The sequence below is a fragment of the Neisseria sp. P0017.S009 genome, assembly GCF_051957375.1.
GTDB lineage: Bacteria > Pseudomonadota > Gammaproteobacteria > Burkholderiales > Neisseriaceae > Neisseria > Neisseria perflava.
In genome coordinates this window covers 48,994-72,015 of the sequence record NZ_JBQCWL010000002.1, presented here as the reverse complement: position 1 = coordinate 72,015, position 23,022 = coordinate 48,994, and the positions used below count along the sequence as shown (strand labels likewise).

The 23,022-nt window shown below is 49.9% G+C and carries 20 protein-coding genes; 4 read left to right on the top strand and 16 right to left on the bottom strand.

Features of this window, described 5'->3' with window-relative positions; genetic code table 11:
• Nucleotides 1-36: 36 nt before the first annotated feature.
• The 4 genes from hflX to lptF all read right to left on the bottom strand — a co-directional run bounded on the left by hflX (nt 37) and on the right by lptF (nt 4,764).
• Entirely contained in the window at nt 37-1,197 is a 1,161-nt protein-coding gene (gene hflX, locus ACTHTG_RS02620; RefSeq protein ID WP_004519289.1) for a GTPase HflX, read from the bottom strand.
• A 44-nt stretch (nt 1,198-1,241) separates the two neighbouring features.
• Nucleotides 1,242-2,462 (bottom strand): glycosyltransferase, encoded by a 1,221-nt coding sequence (locus tag ACTHTG_RS02615; RefSeq protein WP_232502740.1) that lies wholly within the window; start codon nt 2,460-2,462, stop codon nt 1,242-1,244.
• 119 nt (nt 2,463-2,581) lie between these two features.
• Nucleotides 2,582-3,652: an LPS export ABC transporter permease LptG gene (lptG, locus tag ACTHTG_RS02610; RefSeq protein WP_003745632.1), complete on the bottom strand. Its 1,071-nt coding sequence runs from the start codon at nt 3,650-3,652 to the stop codon at nt 2,582-2,584.
• Nucleotides 3,649-4,764 (bottom strand): LPS export ABC transporter permease LptF, encoded by a 1,116-nt coding sequence (gene lptF / locus ACTHTG_RS02605; RefSeq protein WP_004519285.1) that lies wholly within the window; start codon nt 4,762-4,764, stop codon nt 3,649-3,651. Before lptF ends, lptG begins: the two co-directional genes overlap by 4 nt.
• A gap of 158 nt (nt 4,765-4,922) precedes the next feature.
• On the opposite strand from lptF, the gene ACTHTG_RS02600 reads away from it, so the two are divergent.
• The 3 genes from ACTHTG_RS02600 to znuD all read left to right on the top strand — a co-directional run bounded on the left by ACTHTG_RS02600 (nt 4,923) and on the right by znuD (nt 9,423).
• Nucleotides 4,923-6,332: a leucyl aminopeptidase gene (locus tag ACTHTG_RS02600; RefSeq protein ID WP_039861954.1), complete on the top strand. Its 1,410-nt coding sequence runs from the start codon at nt 4,923-4,925 to the stop codon at nt 6,330-6,332.
• A 100-nt stretch (nt 6,333-6,432) separates the two neighbouring features.
• Nucleotides 6,433-6,915 carry a cupin domain-containing protein gene (locus ACTHTG_RS02595; protein ID WP_070588299.1) on the top strand — a complete coding sequence of 161 codons (483 nt, stop codon included), beginning with the start codon at nt 6,433-6,435 and terminating at the stop codon, nt 6,913-6,915.
• A gap of 219 nt (nt 6,916-7,134) precedes the next feature.
• The gene (gene znuD, locus ACTHTG_RS02590; protein ID WP_004519280.1) at nt 7,135-9,423 is read left to right on the top strand and encodes a TonB-dependent zinc receptor ZnuD; all 2,289 of its coding nucleotides are present in this window, start codon (nt 7,135-7,137) and stop codon (nt 9,421-9,423) included.
• An 85-nt stretch (nt 9,424-9,508) separates the two neighbouring features.
• On the opposite strand, the gene ACTHTG_RS02585 is transcribed toward znuD, so the two are convergent.
• Both ACTHTG_RS02585 and ACTHTG_RS02580 read right to left on the bottom strand, forming a co-directional pair.
• Nucleotides 9,509-10,321 carry a phosphatidylserine decarboxylase gene (locus tag ACTHTG_RS02585; protein ID WP_004519279.1) on the bottom strand — a complete coding sequence of 271 codons (813 nt, stop codon included), beginning with the start codon at nt 10,319-10,321 and terminating at the stop codon, nt 9,509-9,511.
• Between the two features lie 225 nt (nt 10,322-10,546).
• Nucleotides 10,547-10,813, bottom strand: coding sequence for a hypothetical protein (locus ACTHTG_RS02580; RefSeq protein WP_039861953.1), 267 nt, complete (start codon nt 10,811-10,813; stop codon nt 10,547-10,549).
• A gap of 341 nt (nt 10,814-11,154) precedes the next feature.
• Here ACTHTG_RS02580 and ACTHTG_RS02575 point away from each other — a divergent pair, with 341 nt between their 5' ends.
• Nucleotides 11,155-11,481, top strand: a complete 327-nt coding sequence (locus ACTHTG_RS02575) for a hypothetical protein (RefSeq protein ID WP_004519276.1) — start codon at nt 11,155-11,157, stop codon at nt 11,479-11,481.
• 174 nt (nt 11,482-11,655) lie between these two features.
• Here the strand turns inward: ACTHTG_RS02575 and ACTHTG_RS02570 are convergent, their stop codons facing one another.
• The 10 genes from ACTHTG_RS02570 to ACTHTG_RS02525 form a co-directional block, all read right to left on the bottom strand.
• A complete protein-coding gene (locus tag ACTHTG_RS02570) occupies nt 11,656-12,063 on the bottom strand; it encodes a phage holin family protein (protein WP_039861951.1) in 408 nt (135 codons plus the stop codon).
• Between the two features lie 109 nt (nt 12,064-12,172).
• The gene (locus tag ACTHTG_RS02565; RefSeq protein WP_004519274.1) at nt 12,173-12,607 is read right to left on the bottom strand and encodes a DUF883 family protein; all 435 of its coding nucleotides are present in this window, start codon (nt 12,605-12,607) and stop codon (nt 12,173-12,175) included.
• A 193-nt stretch (nt 12,608-12,800) separates the two neighbouring features.
• Nucleotides 12,801-13,691 (bottom strand): succinate--CoA ligase subunit alpha, encoded by an 891-nt coding sequence (gene sucD / locus ACTHTG_RS02560; protein ID WP_002221113.1) that lies wholly within the window; start codon nt 13,689-13,691, stop codon nt 12,801-12,803.
• A gap of 10 nt (nt 13,692-13,701) precedes the next feature.
• Nucleotides 13,702-14,868, bottom strand: a complete 1,167-nt coding sequence (sucC, locus tag ACTHTG_RS02555) for an ADP-forming succinate--CoA ligase subunit beta (RefSeq protein WP_003675098.1) — start codon at nt 14,866-14,868, stop codon at nt 13,702-13,704.
• Nucleotides 14,869-14,939: 71 nt separating this feature from the next.
• Entirely contained in the window at nt 14,940-15,227 is a 288-nt protein-coding gene (locus ACTHTG_RS02550; protein WP_004519272.1) for a hypothetical protein, read from the bottom strand.
• A 124-nt stretch (nt 15,228-15,351) separates the two neighbouring features.
• Complete coding sequence (gene lpdA, locus ACTHTG_RS02545; RefSeq protein ID WP_002217382.1) at nt 15,352-16,785, bottom strand: dihydrolipoyl dehydrogenase; 1,434 nt, start codon at nt 16,783-16,785, stop codon at nt 15,352-15,354.
• Between the two features lie 258 nt (nt 16,786-17,043).
• Nucleotides 17,044-18,225, bottom strand: coding sequence for a 2-oxoglutarate dehydrogenase complex dihydrolipoyllysine-residue succinyltransferase (gene odhB / locus ACTHTG_RS02540; RefSeq protein WP_004519270.1), 1,182 nt, complete (start codon nt 18,223-18,225; stop codon nt 17,044-17,046).
• 99 nt (nt 18,226-18,324) lie between these two features.
• A complete protein-coding gene (locus tag ACTHTG_RS02535; protein ID WP_004519268.1) occupies nt 18,325-21,153 on the bottom strand; it encodes a 2-oxoglutarate dehydrogenase E1 component in 2,829 nt (942 codons plus the stop codon).
• A gap of 209 nt (nt 21,154-21,362) precedes the next feature.
• The gene (gene gltA, locus ACTHTG_RS02530; RefSeq protein ID WP_003686103.1) at nt 21,363-22,646 is read right to left on the bottom strand and encodes a citrate synthase; all 1,284 of its coding nucleotides are present in this window, start codon (nt 22,644-22,646) and stop codon (nt 21,363-21,365) included.
• A gap of 124 nt (nt 22,647-22,770) precedes the next feature.
• Complete coding sequence (locus ACTHTG_RS02525) at nt 22,771-23,019, bottom strand: FAD assembly factor SdhE (protein WP_003678830.1); 249 nt, start codon at nt 23,017-23,019, stop codon at nt 22,771-22,773.
• Nucleotides 23,020-23,022: the final 3 nt, after the last annotated feature.

Genomic DNA, 23,022 nt, shown 5'->3' with positions numbered 1-23,022 from the left:
CTGAACATTCAGACGGCCTTGTTTCATTCCATACCATCAAGCACTTTTCTGTACGGTCAATTCAATCATCGCTTCACGCAAACCGTCCAAGCCCAAACTTTCGGCAACGGAAACATTCACGCCGACGGCATGCCCGGAATTGTCGCGCAAAATGCCTGCTTCACGCATACCCGGCGGCAGCAAATCGATTTTGTTGTACACCACCAACTGCGGAATTTCATGCGCGCCGATTTCTTCCAAGACTTCGTTGACATCGTCCATCTGCCGTTCAAAATCAGGATTGGACGCATCAACGACGTGCAGTAGCACATCCGCCATCGCCGTCTCTTCCAAGGTGGCGGAAAACGCCGACACCAGCTTGTGCGGCAAATCGCGGACGAAGCCGACGGTATCGGTCAAAATCACGCTCGCCTCATGCGACAGGAAAAGCCGGCGCGCAGTGGTATCCAAAGTAGCGAACAACTGGTCTTTCGCCAATACGTCTGCTTTGGTCAAGCGGTTGAACAGGCTGGATTTTCCGGCATTGGTATAGCCGACGATGGCAAAGGTTTTCAGACGGCCGCTCATGCGCGATTTACGGCGCGTAGCGCGTTGTTTGCGGACATCGGCAAGCTGTTTTTTCAATGCCGTGATTTTTTGTCCGATTAAACGGCGGTCGGTTTCCAACTGGGTTTCGCCCGGCCCTTTCAAGCCGATACCGCCCTTCTGACTTTGCAAATGTCCATAACCGCGCACCAGCCGTCCGCTCAAGTGGTTCAGCTGGGCCAGTTCCACCTGCAACTTACCTTCCTGCGACTGGGCGCGTTTGGCAAAAATCGCCAAAATCAAACCCACTCTGTCGAGTACGCGGCATTGAAGCTCTTTTTCCAGATTACGCTCTTGTGTCGGCGTGAGTTCGTGGTTGAACACAACCAACCCGACATCATGCTGCTTGACCGCTGCCGCCAATTCTTCCACCTTGCCCGTACCAACAAACAAAGCCGGATGCGGTTTGTCGCGACGCGAAGTTTCGATAGAAACCAAATCGCCGCCGGCCGCGCCCACCAATTCTGCCGCTTCGGTCAAGGCCGTCTGAAAGCCGCGCTCGCGCGTTTCGTTTGCGCCGGAATAGTCCGCCGTCAGCATCACGCCGACCAAGAGGACGCGTTCGGGCTTTTCCAAAGATTTATCGACGGAAAACAGATTGCGCTTGCTCAAAAAATTTCCTTTCAGACGGCCTTATGGCCGGGGCAAAGTCCTGATTAACGGTTTTTCAAAATATCGGCAAAATATTCGGTTACTTCTGCCAAACGTCCGCCCTGCGCAGCATAAGGCTGCATGACGGCCACCAGCTGCTCCAACACTTCGCGCGTTTCGGTTTGCGCGTGTTCGCGGTAGAGCCACATATTTTGCATGGTCACCGTGGTCAATGCCTCGCGTACATTCAGCAAGAGCAAGTGGCGGCAAGACTCATAGCCTTGGCGCAAATCGCCGGCCGCATAGGCGGTAACCGACAATTCATAGTCGATGTCCAACTGATAAACATTGTTTTGGACAAAAAGAATATCGTCGTTCGGGAATGGGATACGTTTCGCCATCAGGCCGATTGCATGGGAAATGCGGTATTTCCCTTCCTGACGCAGCATGGTTTGAGCAAGGTAGAGACACTCGGCACGGCGCGGGTTGTAATCGTAGCCTGCCAGCCAAGTTGCCAAAGCTTCATCGCGTTTGCCCATTAATTTGTAGCACTCGCCCAACTGTTGGTAAGAAACCGTTACTTCTTCGACCCAACCGCCCAACTCGATGCGTTTTTTAAACCATTCGCTCGCGCGCTCGGGCATATCGGAGTCCCAATAAGAGCGCGCCGCATAAAAGGCGTAACGCGGTTTCAGGTCTTCATCTTCAGGGCTGTAAAACGCTTTTTCCAACGAAACGGCGTCAAGCAGGTATTTGTTCGCCATATTGCTGCGTGCGCCGAAACGGCCGCTGAGAACCGTATAGTCACCATGAAGCGTGGCTTCGCTGGTATCTTGTTTGTCGGTTTCGATAAACTCGTGCAACACGCCGCGCCAGTAGAATGTACCGTCATTGCGCAACAACAGCGGACGGTAATAAATCACGCTGCCCGTAGCATTTCTCATGCGGAGGCGGTAGCGGTCGGCGGTCAGTTCGGGTAATTCCAATTTGCCTTCAAAGCGGTCGTCCGCATCAAAAATCAACACGTAATCGGTTTTACCTTTTGCGTGTTTCAAAGCCTGATTGCGGTTGTATGCAAAATTTTGCCAACCATCATGATGAATCTCGCCCGCGATGCCCTTTGCATCGAAAAAGCGGCGGATCACGCCGACGGTATCATCGGTCGAGCCGGTATCGCTGATGACATAGTAGTCAAGTTTGATGTGGTCGGTGATGTTGGCCAGTGTTTCTTCGATGATTGCCGCTTCGTTTTTGACAATCATATTCAAGCAGATGGTTTGGGACATTTTCAATAGCCGTATTGGTTTGGAAAGGTATTATTTTACTTTAGCATTTTGTTTTTTGCACACAAAATACTCAGGCCGTCTGAAGATTGCCTTTCAGACGGCCTGAAGTTGATTTTGCCTTATCTTTTTTCCTGACGGCGTATCAGATACACCGCCAACAGTGCAAACAAAACCGTCGGCAATGCGCCTGCCAAAAACGGCGGCACGCCGTACAACTGGCTGGTAAAGCCGAAGAGCCGTCCGGCAAAGTGGAACAGCAAACCGAGGCAGATACCGCCGAAAAGTTTCAAGCCCATATTGCCGTGGCGCGTGGTTTGCGGCGTAAAGGCGAAGGCAACAAGCGCCATCACCCATGCGGCAACGGGATACACCAGCTTGCGCCACCATGCGATGGCATAGACTTGGGTATTTTGGTTGTTTTTTTCCAGATGGTCGATGTAGGTGGTCAATTCGCCGACAGACATTTGGTCGGGCTTGACGAGCAATACGTCCATCAGGTTGCGTTTGACGGAAATCGGCCAGTTTTCTTCGGCGGCGGTAGAAACCTCGACTTTATCTTCGCCCAATATGCTGCGGCGGATGTTTTTCAGCTGCCAGCTGCCGTCGGGATTCAAAACCGCTGATTCGGCTTCTGCCGCTTGGGTCAGTTCGTTTTTATCGTTGCGCTGCCAAATTTTGATGCCCAGCAGGGTATGGTCGGGCAGCATTTCGCGCACGTTGATGATGCTGTTTTTTTCTTTGAGCCAAAGGCCGGTATTGCCGGTACTGATTTTGCCGTTGATGGCGGCGGCTTTGATGTTTTCGGCTTTTTGACTCAGCGTGGGTGCAACCCATTCGCCAAGCGCGACGGTGGCAATGGCGAAAATCAAACCGAACTGCGACAGAATCAACAGCAGCTTTTTGGTGCTCATGCCGCTGGCTTTGATGACGGTCAGCTCGCTGCCGGAAGCCAGTTGGCTGAGGGAAATCAGGCCGCCGATCAAAACGGCAAGCGGCATCAGTTCATAGGCGCGCGCAGGCATCTGCATTAAAACATACTGCCCCAATTTTGCGCCGTTATAGCTGCCTTTTCCAAGATCGCCGACTTCGTTGATGATTTCAAAAAAGCTGTACAAAGCGAGGAAGGCAAGAAGGGCGTAAACCGCCATAACCGCCATTTGACGGATGATGTAACGTGAAATCAGGTTCATTTTCCGCCTTTCAATGTCAGACTTTTGGCAACCGCCTGCCAGAAGGGTTGGCTAGGCATACTGCGCACGCGCAGCAGGACGACGGCAATCACAAACATGATGATGTGCATGGGCAGCAGTCCGAGCCAGAAATGGATTTTGCCGTCTTCCACGGCATTGCGCAGAAAGGTCAGCCCGTTTTGGTAAACCAAAAACAAGCCGATGGCAATCAGGATATTGTAGGTATGGCCGCTGCGCGGATTGAAATAGGAAAGCGGCACGGCAAGCAGGCACAGCAACAAAACGCTGACGGTCAAGGAAATACGCCACATCAATTCCGCCTGGTGTTGGGGGTTGCTGCTGCCAATCAGTTGGGCGGTCGGGATGGTACGGCGGTGTGAAACAGGGTCGATGAGTTTGGGCGTGGTGCTGATAATCAGGCTGAGGTGTTGGAAAGAAACGCGGTTGTAATCGGCTTTGCCAGGCGTACCGCTGTAACGGTAGCCGTCGCGCAATTCAAGCGTACGTTTGTTGTCGGTCAGCGAAAAATTGCCCTCTTTGGCAAAAACGATGTTGTCGTTGCCATTTTTATCCTGCTCGCGCAGGAACAGGTTTTTCATGATGCCGGATTCGGTATCGAAGGTTTCGACAAAATAAACCCTGCCGTTGCGCTTGCCCAAGCTATTAAACTCGCCGGCTTCCACCAAAGATAATTCCTGCTTCTGCTTCAAAATTTCGGCATATTCGCGGCTACGCAACTCTGCCCACGGCATTACCCAAAGCTGCATGACGGCAATCAAAATGGCAAACGGCACGGCAAACTGCATGACCGGGCGTATCCATTGTTTCAATGCCAATCCGCAAGAGAGCCAAACCGACATTTCGCTGTCGCGCCAGTAGCGGGTCAATACAGTCAACGTACTGATAAATGCGGTCAACACCAGCAAAAGCGGTGTCATGCCGATTACCCAGAAGCCGACTAAGGCCAGCACGGCATCGATGGCGACACGCCCGTCGGCTGCGCGGCCAAGCAGGTTGATGGCCTGCGTGGACACCAATACCGCCAAGAGGACGACAAAGATGCCGACGGCGGTAAAGGAAAGTTCTTTAATAAAGTTTCTTTGGTAAATCATAAGATTGAGCGTGGTATACGGTTTATGGGAAACCTATATTTATTAATAAGGCTTCAGACGGCATGACACAAATGGAGTACAATGATTTTCATCTGTTCGGACGGTTGGTCAACAGGCCGTCTGAACAACCGACAACCGTTCCAATCAGGAGAATAAACGTGAAATTTAGCACAAAAGCCGAAACTTTGCAGGCTCAACAGGCAGGTGCGCAATTATTTGTCTGCGCCGAAGCATCGCAACTGAGCAACCCGACTGCCCTCGCCCTCTTCGCTTCCCTTGAAGAAGGTCAAAATTTCGCCGACACCAAAATCCCGACGGACAACGGTTTGCAAGCCATTGCCGTCTCCCGCCTCGAAAAAACCGACCGCGCCGTATTGAACAAAACCGCAGCCGAAGCCGCCAAATGGGCGCAAAATCAAGAAACGGTCAATGTGGACGTTTATGCCTTTGAAGAAGCGCAAGCCGCCGCTGTTGCCGAAGCGTTTGCGATTGCGTTCGGCAATGCCGCCTACCGTTTCGACCGCTATAAAAAAGAAGCCAAACCGACCAAATTTGCAGAAGCCGTGTTCCACAGCGTACACGAAGCCGCCGTCAAAGAAGCCCTGCGCGTTGCCGAAGCGCAAGTTTACGGACAAAGCCTCTGCCGCGACTTGGGCAATGCCGCACCAAACGAATGTACGCCTGAATTCCTCGCGCGTACTGCCAAAGCCGAAGCCGAAAAACTGGGCGCACACGCTAAAATCATTGAAAAAGACTACATCAAAGAAAACATGGGTTCGTTCTGGTCTGTCGCCAAAGGCAGTGTCGAAGATCCATATTTGGTCGAACTGAGCTATTTCGGTGCGGCCGACAAAGAAGCCGCGCCTGTGGTATTGGTCGGCAAAGGCATTACCTTCGACACCGGCGGCATTTCCCTCAAACCCGGCCTGAACATGGACGAAATGAAGTTCGACATGTGTGGCGCGGCAACCGTCATCAGTACCTTCTGCGCCGCCGTCAAACTGCAACTGCCGATCAACCTGATTGCCGTCGTCGCCACCTGTGAAAACATGCCTTCCGGCGCAGCCAACAAACCGGGCGACGTCGTGAAAAGCATGAAAGGCTTGACCATCGAGGTATTGAACACCGATGCCGAAGGCCGTCTGATTTTGTGCGACGCATTGACTTACGCCGAACAATTCAAACCTAAAGCCGTCATCGACGTCGCCACTCTGACCGGCGCGTGCATCATCGCCCTGGGTCATGACGTCAGCGGCGTGATGGGCAACAATCAAGATTTGGTCGACAGCCTGCTGGCCGCTTCCCGCAACGTGGACGACAAAGCATGGCAACTGCCGCTCTTTGAAACCTACAAAGACCAACTCAAATCCAACTTCGCCGACATTCCCAACATCGGCACGCCGGGTGCAGGCACGATTACCGCTGCCACCTTCCTGTCTTACTTCACCGAAGATTACCCGTGGGCGCACCTCGACATCGCAGGTACCGCATGGAAATCCGGCGGTGAAAAAGGCGCGACCGGCCGCCCTGTTCCATTATTGTTGAACTATCTGCGCAACGTGAAATAAATCTTGAGGGAAGCCTGCGGGGTTAATCGTTTCAACCCCGCAGGCCGTCTGAAAACGGAATCCGCATTATCTGACTCAACCTGACAAACGGAGAACCGCCATGAAACCACTATTTGCCGCATTATCTGTCGCCCTTCTGCTCGGCACATCTCTAAACGCTCAAGCTGCCGAACAAACCACCCCCACCGACCGCAGCATCCAAGTGTACAAAAAAGCCGACTTAGCCGAATGGAACCGCGAAAACGCAGCCGGAGGCCAAGGCCCCTTGCTCGGCAGCTTTGCCTTCACGCGCCATCAAACCGCCGACCAAGACGCATTCAAAGAAATCGGCTGGCTCACATTGCCGCCGGGCGCTTCCATCGGTCAGCACAAACATACCGACAATGAAGACGTATACATCATCGTATCCGGCAAAGGCCTGTTTACCGACAGCGAAGGCAAACAAACCGAAGTCGGCGCAGGAGACATTACCATCGCCCGCCCAGGCCAGTCCCATGCGTTGAAAAATATCGGCAAAAAGCCGTTGGTATTCTTGGATTTGATCGCCGAAACCGCAGGTGCTAAAGCCGCCGAAACCAAGTAATGCTTTCAATGAAAGCAAATAATCTGCCATGACTTTCTGCCTTGCCCAAACCAGGCAGTAGAGAGATTGTTCCGTTTTCATTTAAACCTAGATACAAGCTAAAGGCCGTCTGAAAACCACGCTTCGTTTTCAGACGGCCTTTTTTTCTCAAAAATCTTATCATATAAACAATGAAATGTTATATAATAACAGCCTTTCGAAATATGATGAGAAACTAAAATGACACAAACCACACTCAAACCCATTGTTTTATCTATTCTTTTAATCAGCACCCCCATCCTCTCCCAAGCGCATGAAACCGATCAGTCGGTTGACTTGGACGAGGTTACCGTCGTCGGCAAAAGCCGTCCGCGCGCCACTTCGGGGCTGCTGCATACTTCGACCGCCTCCGACAAAATCATCTCCGGCGATACCTTACGCCAAAAAGCCGTCAACTTAGGCGATGCTTTAGACGGCGTACCGGGCATTCATGCCTCGCAATACGGCGGCGGCGCATCTGCTCCCGTTATTCGCGGTCAAACAGGCAGACGGATTAAAGTATTGAACCATCACGGCGAAACGGGCGACATGGCGGATTTCTCTCCCGACCATGCCTTGATGGTGGACAGCGCCTTGTCGCAACAGGTCGAAATCCTGCGCGGCCCAGTTACGCTCTTGTACAGCTCGGGCAATGTAGCCGGTTTGGTCGATGTTGCCGATGGCAAAATCCCCGAAAAAATGCCTGAAAACGGAGTATCGGGCGAAGCCGGATTACGTTTGAGCAGCGGCAATCTGGAAAAACTCACGTCCGGCGGCATCAACGTCGGATTGGACAAAAACTTCGTGCTGCATACCGAAGGGCTGTACCGCAAATCGGGCGATTACGCCGTACCGCGCTATCAAAAAGAAGAAGGCCGTCTGAAACGACTGCCCGATAGCCATGCCGATTCAAAAACCGGCAGCATCGGTCTGTCTTGGGTTGGCGATAAAGGGTTCCTCGGCGTGGCGTACAGCGACCGTCGCGACCGCTACGGCCTGCCTGCCCACAGCCATCTCTACGACGACTGCCACGCCGACATCATCTGGCAGAAAAGTTTGATTAACAAACGCTATTTGCAGCTTTATCCGCACCTATTGACCGAAGAAGATGTTGATTACGATAATCCGGGCTTGAGCTGCGGCTTTCACGACGACGATAATGCACACACCCATGCCCACAACGGCAAACCGTGGATAGACCTGCGCAACAAACGCTACGAACTCCGCGCCGAATGGAAGCAGCCATTCCCCGGTTTTGAAGCCCTGCGCGTACACCTAAACCACAATGACTACCACCACGACGAAAAAGCAGGCGATGCAGTAGAAAACTTCTTCAACAACAAAACACACAACGCCCGTATCGAGTTGCGCCACCAACCCATAGGCCGTCTGAAAGGCAGCTGGGGCGTGCAATATTTGGGACAAAAATCCAGCGCGCTTTCCGCCATTCCCGAAACCGTCCAACAACCGATGTTGATTGACAACAATGTGCGCCATTACAGCTTTTTCGGTGTAGAACAGGCAAACTGGGACAATTTCACGCTAGAAGGTGGCGTACGCGTGGAAAAACAAAAAGCTTCCATCCAGTACGACAAAGCATTGATTGATCGGGAAAACTACTACAACCAGCCCCTGCCCGACCTCGGCGCGCACCGCCAAACCGCCCGCTCGTTCGCACTTTCGGGAAACTGGTATTTCACGCCACAACACAAACTCAGCCTGACCACCTCCCATCAGGAACGCCTGCCGTCAACGCAAGAGCTGTACGCACACGGCAAACACGTCGCCACCAACACCTTTGAAGTCGGCAACAAACACCTCAACAAAGAGCGTTCCAACAACATCGAAATCGCGCTGGGCTACGAAGGCGACCGCTGGCAATACAATCTGGCGCTCTACCGCAACCGCTTCGGCAACTACATTTACGCCCAAACCTTAAACGACGGACGCGGCCCCAAATCCATCGAAGACGACAGCGAAATGAAACTCGTGCGCTACAACCAATCCGGCGCCGACTTCTACGGCGCGGAAGGCGAAATCTACTTCAAACCGACACCGCGCTACCGCATCGGCGTTTCCGGCGACTATGTACGAGGCCGTCTGAAAAACCTGCCTTCCCTACCCGGCAGGGAAGATGCTTACGGTAACCGTCCTTTCATCGCACAGGACGACCAAAACGCCCCTCGCGTTCCGGCTGCGCGCCTCGGCTTCCACCTGAAAGCCTCGCTGACCGACCGTATCGATGCCAATTTGGACTACTACCGCGTGTTCAATCAAAACAAACTCGCCCGCTACGAAACACGCACACCCGGACACCATATGCTCAACCTCGGCGCAAACTACCGCCGCAATACGCGCTATGGCGAGTGGAATTGGTACGTCAAAGCCGACAACCTGCTCAACCAATCCGTTTACGCCCACAGCAGCTTCCTCTCTGATACGCCGCAAATGGGCCGCAGCTTTACCGGTGGCGTAAATGTGAAGTTTTAAAATCGGATAGGCAAACAAAAAAGGTTTTCAGACGGCCGTCTGAAAACCTTTTTTCTTGTTTTAACCAATCATTTAAAACTGACTATTAATCTTTCAACACATCTTGCACAGCCGCTTGAATTTTAGCCGCTGCTGCTTCGATTTGCTGCTGTTCGGTAGATTGGCTTGCCACTGTTTCAGCCGGAGTCGCTTGTGGAGCTGGCGCAGCTTGTTGAGCTGCGGCTTTAGGCTCAGATTCAGTTTGCGGCGCAGTCAGCGGCAAACGCGCCAATACAGTGCTGACGCCGGTAACTTTATCACCAATCGCCACTTGCGCCTGCGCATCGACAGGCAGATACATATCCACGCGCGAGCCAAAGCGGATAAAGCCATAACGTTCGCCGCGAGACAGTTTCGCACCTGCTTGGGTGTAGCACAAAATACGGCGCGCCACCAAACCGGCCACTTGAACAAAAGTAATTTCACGACCAGAAGCCGTAGTCGCCAACACCGCATTACGTTCATTTTCCGTGCTGGCTTTGTCCAAATCCGCATTCACGAATTTGCCTTTGTTATAGACCACTTTCGTTACCGTACAATCAGCAGGCGATTTTTGCGAATGCACGTTGAACACGTTCATAAAAATACTGATTTTCAAAGCATCGACATCACGATACGGATCGCGTGCGCGCTCGACCACCACGATACGGCCGTCAACCGGACTCAACACTGCTTCAGGATTTTGCGGAATCTCACGCGCAGGGTCGCGGAAAAACTGCAAAGCAAATACGGTAAACACCCAAAACGGCAAAGACCACCAGCCGCAACACATCGACACCAGCAGGCTCAAAGCCAAACCGCCGCCGATAATCGGCCAGCCCTCACGGGCGATAATCGGGTGGGGATACAAACGGTTCATCACTTATCCTTCATTTAATAATTTCAAAATTGCCGCCATTATATCTGAAACTCCAAACATTGAGGCCGTCTGAAATGTTCAGACGGCCGGTGTCTTTTGTAAAAAATACTCAATATAGATAAAGTTTCAGTTTCGGCAACACAATAACGCAGCGTCCTCAACAAGCGGCTCACACGCTCCAACAACTCGCTGCAAATATCATTTAGACCAAATCTCCGCCCTCGATTATCTCGACAAGCCCAGTATGACCGCCAACACTAGCCAGATCCAATGCCGACGGCGTGATGTAGAGAACAAAGAGCGTTGAGACAGCAAACGCGTTTGGCTCAACTGATACGCCACATCGGCCAACATTACCAAGCGATTAGTCTGCCGAGCATTACCTTCTTCCGCTTTACGCAGTTTCAAATTTTCCGCTTCAATCCGCAGCCGCACCAGCTTAGCTTCTAAAAGCAGCAGCTCGCGCGCTTCTTCATACTCCTGTTGCTTCATCGTCCGCATCCTTATCTATCTCACCGCGCAAATACGCAATATCCGATCGAATATCCTGCAAGGTCTCAGCCACACGGCTGCCCTGCTCCCGATAATCTGCCGATACCGTTTAAAATGATACAGTATAATCAACAGCTTCATAAAAAATACCTAAAAATATCCTCAAAGCCACCAGATTTGACAACGCTATCTCAATATTATCTCTTTTCAGGAAAATATAAGGCTTAAACAAAAGAAGATGTAACTGTCCTAAAAAGTTAAAAATTTAAGAGTCTTTTTCCAATAATAAATAACAACTCGAGATCTTCTGCTACCATAATACTCAACGGAGGGAACTAGCAATGAATAATACTAAATTAGTGATTCCAAATTGTAATGAGTTTATATCTATTTATGGATTTGATTGCGAAATAGACGATGTTATTCAGACTGTTAAGTTTGTTAACGGTGATGAACGAGTTACTTTGAGCTTTGATCTGACAGTAAATTCTGTCCGACTCTTGTTTTACAGAAAAGATTATATTGTCATTGATCTTTATCTAGAAAATCTGTCGGAGCTATATTTGGATGAAAATGGTAATTACCTATCATTTAAATTTTCTAACAGTCTTCATATCCTGATAAAACTCTATCCCCAAATTAATATTACTGGAACTACCCTGCTATAGATAACCAGAACAAATCTTTCTTTACTGATTATTTGAGGACAACCCCTTATCATTAGAGAGCAAATGCCTAATCAAGGTTTCAAGAGTATCTTAAAAGCTACGAAAATATTTTTATGTCTATCTATGACGGCATTTGCAATAGAATTGACATGTTCTAATATTCTTAGAAAACTCCTATGCACCTGTTGCTTCATCGTCCGCATCCTTGTCTATCTCACCGCGCAAATACGCAATATCCGATCGAATATCCTGCAAGGTCTCAGCCACACGGCTGCCCTGCTCCCGATAATCTGCCGATACTTTGCGGAACAATACGGCAATAATCAGCAGGCTCAAGAAGAAAATGCCGAAAAACACCCATAACGCCGCCACATCCGACAGCACGCGGTTCAAGCCGAACAGCAAACCGACCAAGCCCACCATCAACAGCGCGCCGGACAACACCAGCCAAATCGCCAAACGAAACACATTTTCCGCCTGACGCGTCAAATCCAAGCTCAATACCTGCAAACGCAGCAGCAGCAAATCCGCGCCCTGATTCAACAAAGCCTTGCCATGTTCAAAACGCTGGCGAATTCCCATCTCGATTATCCTTTTTTCCAGGAAAAATAAGGCTAAGGCCGTCTGCACGGCGCAATGAAATCCATGATTTCATGTACACGCCTGTTCAGACGGCCTTAACATATTCACATTAACGGCGGTTCAACAACACACCGACAACCAAACCGGCCAATGCGGCAAAACCCATCGCATAATATGGTTTCTCATGCACCACTTCATCAGCGTGTTTGGCACCGCGTTTCAAACGCTCGCCCGCATCAGCTTCAAATTCGGCAAAACGCTCTTTGCCTTCTTTCAAACGCTCCTGAGCCGCTTCTTCAAACTGCTCGTATTTTTCACGCGCACGCTCGGCATGATGGCGCAGACGTTCGCCGGCCTCTTCTTCAAAACGGCTCAAACGCTCTTTGGCCACAGCCAATTTTTCTTCCAATTTGGCTCGGGCTTTGCTACCCTCTTCCGAACCGGCTTCAACACCATTGCGGTATAATTCTTCCACATCATCCATTACTTCTCGGATGTCTTTCAGCAAAGCCTCGCGACGTGCCTCAAAATCGTGTTTTTTCATGGTTTTCTCCTTGATATAGGTTGATATGGTTACAGACTGTTTATCTGTTAATAAATTATAACCGTTTATTCTAAAATAAACGTTAATTTAAATAAAATTAAGTGCTTATTATGAAAACAAGCAAATGAAATTTAAAAAAAGGCCGTCTGAAAACTTCAGACGGCCTTTTCAATTCAGCTTAAAGACTTAAGTCTTATGCCAAACCTTTTGCTTTCAACACTTCCAGCATGGTAGTGCCCAACTCGGCAGGGCTGCGGGTGTAAGCGATACCGGCTTTTTCGAAAGCGGCGAATTTTTCTTCGGCAGTACCTTTACCACCGGAGATAATCGCACCGGCGTGGCCCATACGTTTGCCTTTAGGAGCGGTAACACCAGCGATGTAACCTACAACAGGTTTGGTTACGTTGGATTGGATGTATTCGGCTGCTTCTTCTTCCGCAGTACCGCCGATTTCACCGATCATGATGATGGCGTCGGTATCTGGGTCTTCTTGGAAGAGTTTCAGTGCGTCGATTTGGTTCATACCAGGAATCGGGTCGCCGCCGATACCAATACAGGTTGATTGACCCAAGCCCAGTTTGGTGGTTTGTGCTACAGCTTCGTAAGTCAATGTACCGGAACGGGAAATAATACCGATGCGGCCCGGAGTGTGGATGTGGCCCGGCATAATACCGATTTTGCACTCACCCGGAGTAATCACACCAGGGCAGTTAGGGCCGACCAAGCGGGTACCGTTGCCGTTGGTTTCCAAGTAACGTTTGGCTTTGAGCATGTCCAAAGTAGGCACGCCTTCGGTAATCACAACGACCAAGCCTACGCCTGAATCAACGGCTTCAACGATAGAGTCCAATACAAACGGAGCTGGAACGTAAATTACAGATGCGTCTGCGCCGGTTTCTTTAACGGCTTCTTTCATGGTGTTAAACACGGGCAGGTTCAGGTGGGTTTGACCGCCTTTGCCCGGGGTAACGCCGCCGACAACTTTAGTGCCGTAAGCCAGAGCTTGTTCGGAGTGGAAAGTACCGTTTTTACCGGTGAAACCTTGAACCAATACTTTGGTGTCTTTATTAATCAATACGCTCATTCTTTTCTCCTTAGGCGTTTACGGCTGCAACAATTTTTTCGGCTGCGTCATTCAGGCCGTCTGCAGAAGTCAGTTTCAGACCTGATTCGTTCAGGATTTTCGCGCCGAGTTCGGCATTGTTACCTTCCAAACGAACAACGACAGGAACGTTGACGTTGATTTCTTTAACGGCTGCCACGATGGCTTCCGCAATCATGTCGCAACGTACGATACCGCCGAAGATGTTGATCAATACGCCTTTAACGGATTTGTCTTCCAGAATCAGTTTGAACGCTTCAACCACGCGGTCTTTGGTTGCACCGCCGCCAACGTCCAAGAAGTTGGCAGGTTGGCCGCCTTTGAGTTTGATGATGTCCATAGTGGCCATCGCCAAACCGGCACCGTTAACCATACAGCCGATGTTACCTTCCAGGGCAACATAGTTCAGGTCGAATTCAGAAGCTTTCAGCTCACGTTCGTTTTCTTGAGATTTGTCGCGCAATTCAGCGATTTTTGGCAGGCGGTAGAGCGCGTTGCTGTCGATACCGATTTTGCCATCTACGCAAGCCAGCGCGCCATTTTCGCGAACTGCCAATGGGTTTACTTCAAACAGGGCGAAGTCGTTTTCGATAAACGCTTTGTACGCGCCGGTCATCAGTTTGACGAACTCGTTGATTTGTTTGTCTTTCAAGCCCAGTTGGAACGCAACTTCGCGAGCTTGGCAAGGTTGCAGGCCAACCAGCGGATCAACGGTTACTTTGAAGATTTTTTCTGGAGTTTCGGCAGCAACTTTTTCGATTTCCACGCCACCTTCGGTAGAAGCCATGAATGTAACGCGGCGGGTAGAACGGTCAACCACTGCGCCCAAGTACAGCTCGGTTTGAACCGGATACATGTCTTCGCAAACCAAAACGCTGTTGACAGGTTGGCCGTTGGCATCGGTTTGGTAAGTTACCAAGTTGGTGCCAATCAGGCTTTCAGCCACTTCTTTAGCTTCTTCGCGGCTTTTAACGACTTTTACGCCACCCGCTTTACCGCGGCCGCCGGCGTGTACTTGTGCTTTGACAACAGCGAATTTACCGCCCAATTTGTCGTAAGCTGCAGCGGCTTCTTCGCCGTTGTGTGCCAAAATACCGCCTTGTACGGGCAAACCGTAGCTAGCCAGCAGTTCTTTAGCCTGATACTCGTGTAAATTCATGGATTTCTCCTTAAGGTGAGTGGGTTTTAGGAATCGCCCTGCGGCCAATCCCATATTTTCAGACGGCCCTACTATTTACTGAAAGGCAACCACATCCGCGCCAGCAGATACATGGTTGCGCCTCCTCCTCCGAGAATAAAAAAGACAATGCCTTTTTTACGCGAATTCGGGCAGAGCAGATAAACGGCAAGGCTGAAACTGATAAACAACAATGCCACGCGCCAAACCAATTCTTTATCTTTGAAACGGTTGAGCGTATAAGTTTCGGTCATCATCACATACATCTGCCACAATGCGGCCATACACATGCTGATGATGCCCATCGGTATAAAGAAAATACCGACTATTTCTTTGTTCATAATGAATGTAAATGCTGTTTGTTTGTCTGACGGAATTATAAATCAGAAAACGAAGCTCTCGGAACATTCAATTTGTCGGAGGTCTTAAGGCCGTCTGAAAAATTTCAGACGGCCTTAATGTCTATCAACCGTGCAAAGCGCGTTTGTCGGCCGCCAATGCAGCTTCGTGAACCACTTCGGACAAGGTTGGGTGGGCATGGATGATGCGGGCGATGTCTTCGCTGCTGGCGAAGAATTCGAGCGCAGTCACGCCTTCGGTAACCAATTCGCTGACAACCGGACCAATCATGTGTACGCCTAAGATGCGGTCGGTTTTGGCATCTGCCAATACTTTGACCGTACCTTTGGCTTTGCCCATTGCCAATGCGCGACCGTTTGCGCCGAAACCTGAAGTACCTTTTTTGTACTCCACGCCTTCGGCTTTGAGTTGCTCTTCGGTTTTACCCACCCAAGCGATTTCAGGGTCGGTGTAAATCACGAACGGTACGTTGTTGAAGTCGATATGCGGTTTTTGACCGGCAATGCGCTCTGCAACGGCAACACCTTCGTCACTGGCTTTGTGTGCCAACATCGGGCCGCGAACCACGTCGCCGATTGCCCATACGTTAGGCAGATTGGTACGGCATTCGCCATCTACTTTGATAAAGCCGCGTTCGTCTTTTTCCAAGCCTACGGCTTCGGCGTTCAGGCCTTTGGTGTTTGGAATACGGCCGATGGCAACAATCAGTTTGTCGAATACTTCGGTTTTGGCTTCGCCGGCAGCAGTTTCGTAAGCAACGGAAACGCCTTTGCCTTCAGATTTGATGTCGCCGATTTTCACGCCCAATTCGATGCTCAGACCTTGCTCTTTGGTGAAGTATTTGAAGGCTTCCTTGGCGATTTGTTGGTCGGCGGCAGCCAGGAAGGTCGGCGCGGCTTCAAGAATGGTAACTTCTGCACCCACGCGGTTCCATACGGAACCCATTTCCAAACCAATCACACCGGAACCGATCACGCCGAGTTTGGCAGGTACTTCGGTCAGATTCAATGCGCCTTCGTTGTCTAATACGTTCACGTTGTCTATAGCAACTTGTGGCAGCGGACGCGGTACGGAACCGGTCGCTACGATGACGTGTTTGGCTTCGATAACGGTTTTCTCGCCTTTGTTATCGACTTCGATTTGATAAGCATCGCCATTTTTACCAGCAAAAGAAGCAGTACCGAACAGGCTGGTTACTTTGTTTTTTTGGAACAGGAATTTCACGCCGCCGGTCAGCTTGGTTACGATGGCATCTTTGCGCTCAATCATTTTGGCTGCGTCGAATTTTACGTCGCCGACAGTGATACCGTGTTCTGCAAAATCGTGTTGCGCAGCGTGGAAATGTTCGCTGGATTGCAACAGGGCTTTAGAAGGGATACAGCCTACGTTCAAGCAAGTACCGCCCAATGCTGGGGCGTTGCCTGCTTTGTTAACGCCTGCGTCAACGCAAGCGGTTTTGAAACCCAGTTGCGCAGCACGAATGGCGGCAACGTATCCGCCCGGGCCTGCACCAATCACTACTACATCATATTGAGACATCGTGTCATCCTTTGCTTTTGCAGTATCTCAAAATAAAAACGATACTTTTTGTTTCTTTTTTATTTTGAATGACTGCGTTTTGATGGTTTTAAGAAAAGGCCGTCTGAAAGTCTATATCTGCCGATTCATTCGAATCAAATGTTTCAGACGGCCTCAATCGTTCGTTGAGCCTATTGTAGCACGATACTACATTACGCTACATCTAAATAAAAATTCAGACGGCCTTTTCATTAACAAATAAAAGGCCGTCTGAAACGATTACAGATCCAACAACAGGCGTGCTGGGTCTTCCAACGCGTCTTTAATGGCTACCAAGGTCAATACAGCTTCGCGGCCGTCAATGATACGGTGGTCGTAAGACAGAGCCAGATACATCATTGGACGGACAACAACTTGACCGTTTTCAACCACAGCGCGCTCTTTAGTGGCGTGCATACCCAAAATCGCAGATTGAGGCGGGTTGATGATCGGGGTAGACATCATAGAACCGAAAGTACCGCCGTTGGTAATACTGAATGTACCGCCGGTCAGATCTTCGATAGCGATTTTGCCGTCTTTTGCTTTTTTCGCGTAATCAACAATTGCTTGTTCGATGTCGGCAATGCTCATTTGGTCGGCATCGCGCAGGATTGGCACAACCAAACCGCGTGGGCTGCCAATTGCGATACCGATGTCGAAGTAGCCGTGGTAAACGATGTCTTTGCCGTCAACAGAAGCATTCACAACCGGGTATTTTTTCAGGGCGGCAACAGCGGATTTAACGAAGAAGGACATAAAGCCCAATTTCACGCCGTGTTCTTTCTCGAATTTATCTTTGTACTTCGCACGCAAGTCCATGATTGGTTTCATGTTGACTTCGTTGAATGTAGTCAAAATGGCGTTTTCTTGTTGAGAAGCCAAGAGGCGTTCTGCAACACGGGCACGCAGGCGGCTCATTGGTACGCGTTCTTCAGGACGTGCGCCGGCAGGAAGTGCAACGGCAGGGGCTGCGGCTGCGGCAGGTTTGGCAGCGGCATTTTGTACGTCTTCTTTCAATACGCGACCGTCACGGCCGGAACCTTGCAATGCGTTCACGTCAACACCGGTCTCGGCAGCCAGTTTGGCGGCAGCAGGCATAGCGGCGTTGTTTTGTGCAGCAGCAGGAGCGGCGGCTGGGGTAGCTTCGGCAGGCGCGGCGGCTGGGGCTTCAGCAGCGGCAGTAGCAGCTGTATCGATGCGAGCCAAAACTTGGTCGGCAACAACGGTTTCACCGTCTTGAGCTACGATTTCAACCAATACGCCGGCTTGTGGAGAAGGGACTTCCAAAACCACTTTGTCAGTTTCGATATCGATCAGGATTTCGTCACGGGCAACTGCTTCGCCAACTTTTTTCTTCCATTCCAAGAGCGTGCCCTCAGATACGCTTTCAGACAGCATAGGTACTTTTACATCAATAATCATTTTGTGTCTCCAATGGCCCTTTCAGACGGCCTGTTGTGTGTTTTTAATTCTGCATATGGGCATTCCGCCTGAACAATTTCAAACGGAATGCCACTAGGTTTACAACGCCAAAGCGTCTTCAACCAATTGTTTCAATTGAGCAATGTGTTTGCTTGAGTAGCCCACTGCAGGCGATGCACTGCTTGGACGACCGGCATAAGACAGTTTTTGCTCTTCGCTGATAACGTCTTCGATACGGTGGCGGATTTGGTAGAACGCACCTTGGTTTTTCGGCTCTTCTTGCGCCCAAACCACAGATTTTGCGTTCGGGTATTTCGCCAGTTCAGCTTTAACCTCATCGTATGGGAACGGATACAGCTGCTCAACGCGGACGATAGCAACATCATTTTCCAGTTTACGCTCGGTACGGCCGGCTTCCAAGTCATAGTAAACCTGACCGGCACACAATACCACGCGTTTCACGCTGTCGTTGCTTGCACGTTCTGCGGTATCTCCGATAACTGGACGGAAAGTCGAACCTTCGGTGAAGTTTTCCAGCGGGCTCATTGCACCTTTGAAGCGCAACAGGCGTTTGGACATGAAAATCACCAGCGGTTTGCGGTATGAACCCAAGACTTGACGTTGCAAGAGGTGGAACATTTGCGACGCTTCAGACGGCATGATGACTTGCATATTGTTCTCAGAACACAGTTGCAACCAACGTTCTACACGTGCAGAAGAGTGCTCAGGGCCTTGACCGTCGTAACCGTGCGGCAGGATGGTGGTCAGACCGCACAAACGACCCCATTTGGTTTCGCCTGAAGACAGGAATTGGTCGATAGTTACTTGCGCGCCGTTAGCGAAGTCACCGAATTGCGCTTCCCAAATGGTCAGCTTGTCAGGAGCGGAGCAGGCAAAGCCGTACTCGAACGCCATTACGGCTTCTTCGTTCAAGATAGAGTCGATAACCAGGAACTCGCCCAAGCCTTCGCCCATGTTGCGCAGAGGAACATAAGTACCGTCGTCCCATTTTTCGCGTTTTTGATCGTGCAGAACGGCATGACGGTGTGAGAATGTACCGCGGCCGGAGTCCTCACCAGAGATACGCACGCCATGACCTTTGGTCAGCAGGCTTGCGTATGCGAGGGTTTCGGCCATACCCCAGTCGATGGCTTGTTTGCCGGATGCCATGGCTTTACGCGCTTCGATCACACGTTTTGCAGTCGGATGCAGAGCAAAGCCTTCCGGTACAGCGGTGAATTTCTCAGTAAGACGCTCAATGTCGGCGGCAGGCAAACCGGTTTCGATTTTTTCGCGCCAATCTTTGCCTTGGTATTTGCTCCAGTCGATTTGTGTGCGTTGGAAATTGCTCAACGTTGTTTGTTCAACATGTTCGCCTTTGTCCAAAGCATCACGGTAGGCTTGGATGTAACCGTCAGCCTCAGCTTGGGTTACCACGCCTTCGGCAATCAGTTGCTCGGTGTACAAAGCACGCGCACCTGGGTGTTGCGATACTTTTTTGTACATCATCGGTTGGGTCAAGGTCGGATCATCGCCCTCGTTGTGGCCCCATTTACGGTAGCAGACAACATCAACCACGATGTCTTTATGGAATTTTTTGCGGTAATCCAAGGCAGCTTGGATGGCAAAGCAAACGCGTTCAGGATCATCGCCATTCACATGGATAACCGGAGCGGAAACCATTTTCGCGATATCGGTACAGTGTACGGTTGAACGGGTATCGCGGGTATCGGAAGTCGTAAAGCCGATTTGGTTGTTGATCACGATGTGAACAGTACCGCCGGTGGTATAACCGCGTGTTTTAGACAGGTTGAATGTTGCTTGGTTAACACCCAAACCGATAAATGCGGAGTCACCATGAATCAATACCGGCAAGACTTTATCGCGGCCGTTTTCGCCCAAACGTTTTTGTTTGGCGCGTGCAGAACCTTCTACTACTGGATTAACGATTTCCAAGTGTGACGGGTTGAATGCCAAAGAAACGTGCATCGGGCCGTGTGGCGTAGCAATGTCGGAGCTGAAGCCCATGTGGTATTTCACGTCGCCGCTAGGCAATTTGATTTCGGCACGGCCTTCAAATTCGGCAAACAGATCAGCCGGTTTTTTGCCCAAAATGTTAACCAAAACATTCAGACGGCCACGGTGTGCCATACCGATGATGACTTCTTCCACGCCGTCTTTACCGGCGTTTTGAATCAAATAGTTCAAACCGGCAATGGCACTTTCGCCACCTTCGACACCGAAACGTTTTTGACCGACATATTTGGTATGCAGGTAGCGTTCCAGAGTTTCGGCAGCAGTCATTTCTTTCAAGATACGGCGTTTTTGTTCAACGTTGTAGCTTGGTGTAGACAGTACGCTTTCAAAATAATTACGAACCCAACGACGCTCTTCGGTATTTGGAATGTAGATGTACTCTACCGCGATATGGCCGCAGTAGGTTTGTTTGAGGTTACTGATGATTTGGGACAGAGGCAGTTTGCTCTGACCGGAAAAATCGCCCTCGCCCATATTGAACTGAAGTGCCATATCGGCATCTGACAGACCGTGGAATTTAGGATCGAGAGCTTCAATATTTTGAGGAGGAATACGTTTGAGCGGATCAAGTTGGGCTGCACCCACGCCTTGGATACGATAGGCAGAAATCAGTCGCAAAACGCTGACTTGCTTTTTCATCATTGCCTCATCCACACCGCCTGCGACGGCTGCGGCAATTTTCTTTTTAGCCAAAGTGGCAAATGATTCACGAATCGGTGTATGGGCAACATCGACAGCGACTGCGCCCGGCTGTTTACTCAAATCGGTAAAGTACTGTTTCCATTTTTCATCGACAGATTCCGGATTATCCAGAAACTTTTCATACAACTCCTCGATGTATGGCGCATTAGAACCAAACAGATAAGAGAAATTGAGTTTTTCGTCCATCATGGCGTGAGCTCTTTTCTTTAAAATATAAACAAAGGGTAGAATCCCGTGTTCTCCGAACGGAATTCAGGCCGTCTGAAATGACACTTTATTCTACCCTATTTCAAATCAAATTACCTGCTATCAACTTAATTAATTACGACCAACCTCATTGAAAACGGCAATTCGATTTTTTCAAACGACTTTTCAACAATATATTAATGTATTGTTTATTAGCGTTTATCTACCGGAACGTAATCGCGACGTTCTGCACCGGTATAAAGTTGACGTGGGCGACCGATTTTCAGTGCCGGATCGCTAATCATTTCATGCCAATGAGAAATCCAACCTACACTGCGCGACAATGCGAAGATAACGGTAAACATTTCAGTTGGAATGCCCAATGCAGACAAGACGATACCGGAGTAGAAGTCGACGTTTGGATACAGCTTGCGTTCAACAAAGAATGGGTCTTTCAGTGCAATTTGTTCCAATTCCATCGCCAGCTTGAATTTAGGACTGTCTTCCAAGCCCAATTCTTTCAAGACTTCATAACAGGTTTCGCGCATGATGTTGGCTCGTGGGTCCATATTGCGATATACGCGGTGACCGAAGCCCATCAGACGGTATTTGCGTTGTTTCACACCTTCCATGTATGCAGCAACATTAGACACATCGCCGATTTCGTCCAGCATCTTCAACACAGCTTCGTTTGCACCGCCGTGTGAAGCACCCCACAGACAGGCGATACCGGCAGCGATACAGGCAAATGGGTTCGCCCCTGAAGAGCCGGCCAAACGTACAGTCGAAGTAGAGGCGTTTTGCTCGTGGTCAGCATGCAAAATAAAGATGCGGTCGAGCGCGCGAGCCAATACTGGATTAGGTTTGTATTCTTCACATGGTGTTGCGAACATCATGTGCAAGAAGTTTTCAGCATAGGAAAGGTTATTTTTTGGATAATTGAACGGCAGGCCGTTGGAATAACGGTAACACATTGCCGCAATTGTCGGGATTTTGGAGATTAAGCGGTAAATCGCAATTTTGCGGTGCTCAGGATTGGCAATATCCAAGCTGTCTTGGTAGAAAGCAGACAAAGCGCCAACCACGCCAACCATCATCGCCATCGGATGCGCATCGCGACGGAAACCGCGGAAGAACCAAGTCAGCTGTTCATGCAGCATAGTATGGCGACTGACTGTAGCATCAAATTCTTTTTTCTGTTCGGGCGTAGGCAGCTCGCCGTAGATCAACAGGTAGCAAACTTCCAAGTAATCAGATTTTTCGGCCAGCTGCTCGATAGGATAACCACGGTAATACAACAGACCTTCATCGCCATCAATATAAGTGATTTTGGATTCGCAACTTGCGGTTGACACGAATCCGGGGTCGAAGGAAAACAGACCTGTATTTTTAGTCAAAGTACGAATATCAACCACATCATGGCCGATACTTGCTTCCAATACTGGCAGTTCCAAGGTCTCTTGATTTGGGGTGGTGAGCTTGACTGATTTAGACATTCTTAAACTCCTTTGTAAGTTGGGGCTTTCGTTGCCGCCCAAGCGGCACGGTCCTTTTTTTCAGACGGCCTCCGTATAGAAAGAGCTTGTTCGGATTGGCATCGCAAACAAGCTCTATAACACGTCATGCCTGTCTGATTTTTTCAAGCATGGGAATCAGGTGTTTCTTGTCCGTCGCCGAATGTCCGTTAATCAAGGCAAGCAATTCTTGGTCTTGAAATTCAAGGATTTCGGAAAATTCGGACAACTCCTGATCACTCAGGTGCTCGAATTCTTTTTCCATAAACCTACCGAAGATTAAGTCTAATTCCAACAATCCCCGGCGGGTTTGAAAACGGATTTTCCGTTTGGCAATATCGTCAAAAACCATCATTTC

Excerpts from the sequence above, each read along its gene's own strand:
- ACTHTG_RS02615 (WP_232502740.1), bottom strand. The coding sequence starts at position 2,462 with ATGTCCCAAACCATCTGCTTGAATATGATTGTCAAAAACGAAGCGGCA.
- lptG (WP_003745632.1), bottom strand. The coding sequence starts at position 3,652 with ATGAACCTGATTTCACGTTACATCATCCGTCAAATGGCGGTTATGGCG.
- lptF (WP_004519285.1), bottom strand. The coding sequence starts at position 4,764 with ATGATTTACCAAAGAAACTTTATTAAAGAACTTTCCTTTACCGCCGTC.
- ACTHTG_RS02595 (WP_070588299.1), top strand. The coding sequence starts at position 6,433 with ATGAAACCACTATTTGCCGCATTATCTGTCGCCCTTCTGCTCGGCACA.
- znuD (WP_004519280.1), top strand. The coding sequence starts at position 7,135 with ATGACACAAACCACACTCAAACCCATTGTTTTATCTATTCTTTTAATC.
- ACTHTG_RS02585 (WP_004519279.1), bottom strand. The coding sequence starts at position 10,321 with ATGAACCGTTTGTATCCCCACCCGATTATCGCCCGTGAGGGCTGGCCG.
- ACTHTG_RS02580 (WP_039861953.1), bottom strand. The coding sequence starts at position 10,813 with ATGAAGCAACAGGAGTATGAAGAAGCGCGCGAGCTGCTGCTTTTAGAA.
- ACTHTG_RS02575 (WP_004519276.1), top strand. The coding sequence starts at position 11,155 with ATGAATAATACTAAATTAGTGATTCCAAATTGTAATGAGTTTATATCT.
- ACTHTG_RS02570 (WP_039861951.1), bottom strand. The coding sequence starts at position 12,063 with ATGGGAATTCGCCAGCGTTTTGAACATGGCAAGGCTTTGTTGAATCAG.
- ACTHTG_RS02565 (WP_004519274.1), bottom strand. The coding sequence starts at position 12,607 with ATGAAAAAACACGATTTTGAGGCACGTCGCGAGGCTTTGCTGAAAGAC.
- sucD (WP_002221113.1), bottom strand. The coding sequence starts at position 13,691 with ATGAGCGTATTGATTAATAAAGACACCAAAGTATTGGTTCAAGGTTTC.
- sucC (WP_003675098.1), bottom strand. The coding sequence starts at position 14,868 with ATGAATTTACACGAGTATCAGGCTAAAGAACTGCTGGCTAGCTACGGT.
- ACTHTG_RS02550 (WP_004519272.1), bottom strand. The coding sequence starts at position 15,227 with ATGAACAAAGAAATAGTCGGTATTTTCTTTATACCGATGGGCATCATC.
- lpdA (WP_002217382.1), bottom strand. The coding sequence starts at position 16,785 with ATGTCTCAATATGATGTAGTAGTGATTGGTGCAGGCCCGGGCGGATAC.
- odhB (WP_004519270.1), bottom strand. The coding sequence starts at position 18,225 with ATGATTATTGATGTAAAAGTACCTATGCTGTCTGAAAGCGTATCTGAG.
- ACTHTG_RS02535 (WP_004519268.1), bottom strand. The coding sequence starts at position 21,153 with ATGATGGACGAAAAACTCAATTTCTCTTATCTGTTTGGTTCTAATGCG.
- gltA (WP_003686103.1), bottom strand. The coding sequence starts at position 22,646 with ATGTCTAAATCAGTCAAGCTCACCACCCCAAATCAAGAGACCTTGGAA.
- ACTHTG_RS02525 (WP_003678830.1), bottom strand. The coding sequence starts at position 23,019 with ATGATGGTTTTTGACGATATTGCCAAACGGAAAATCCGTTTTCAAACC.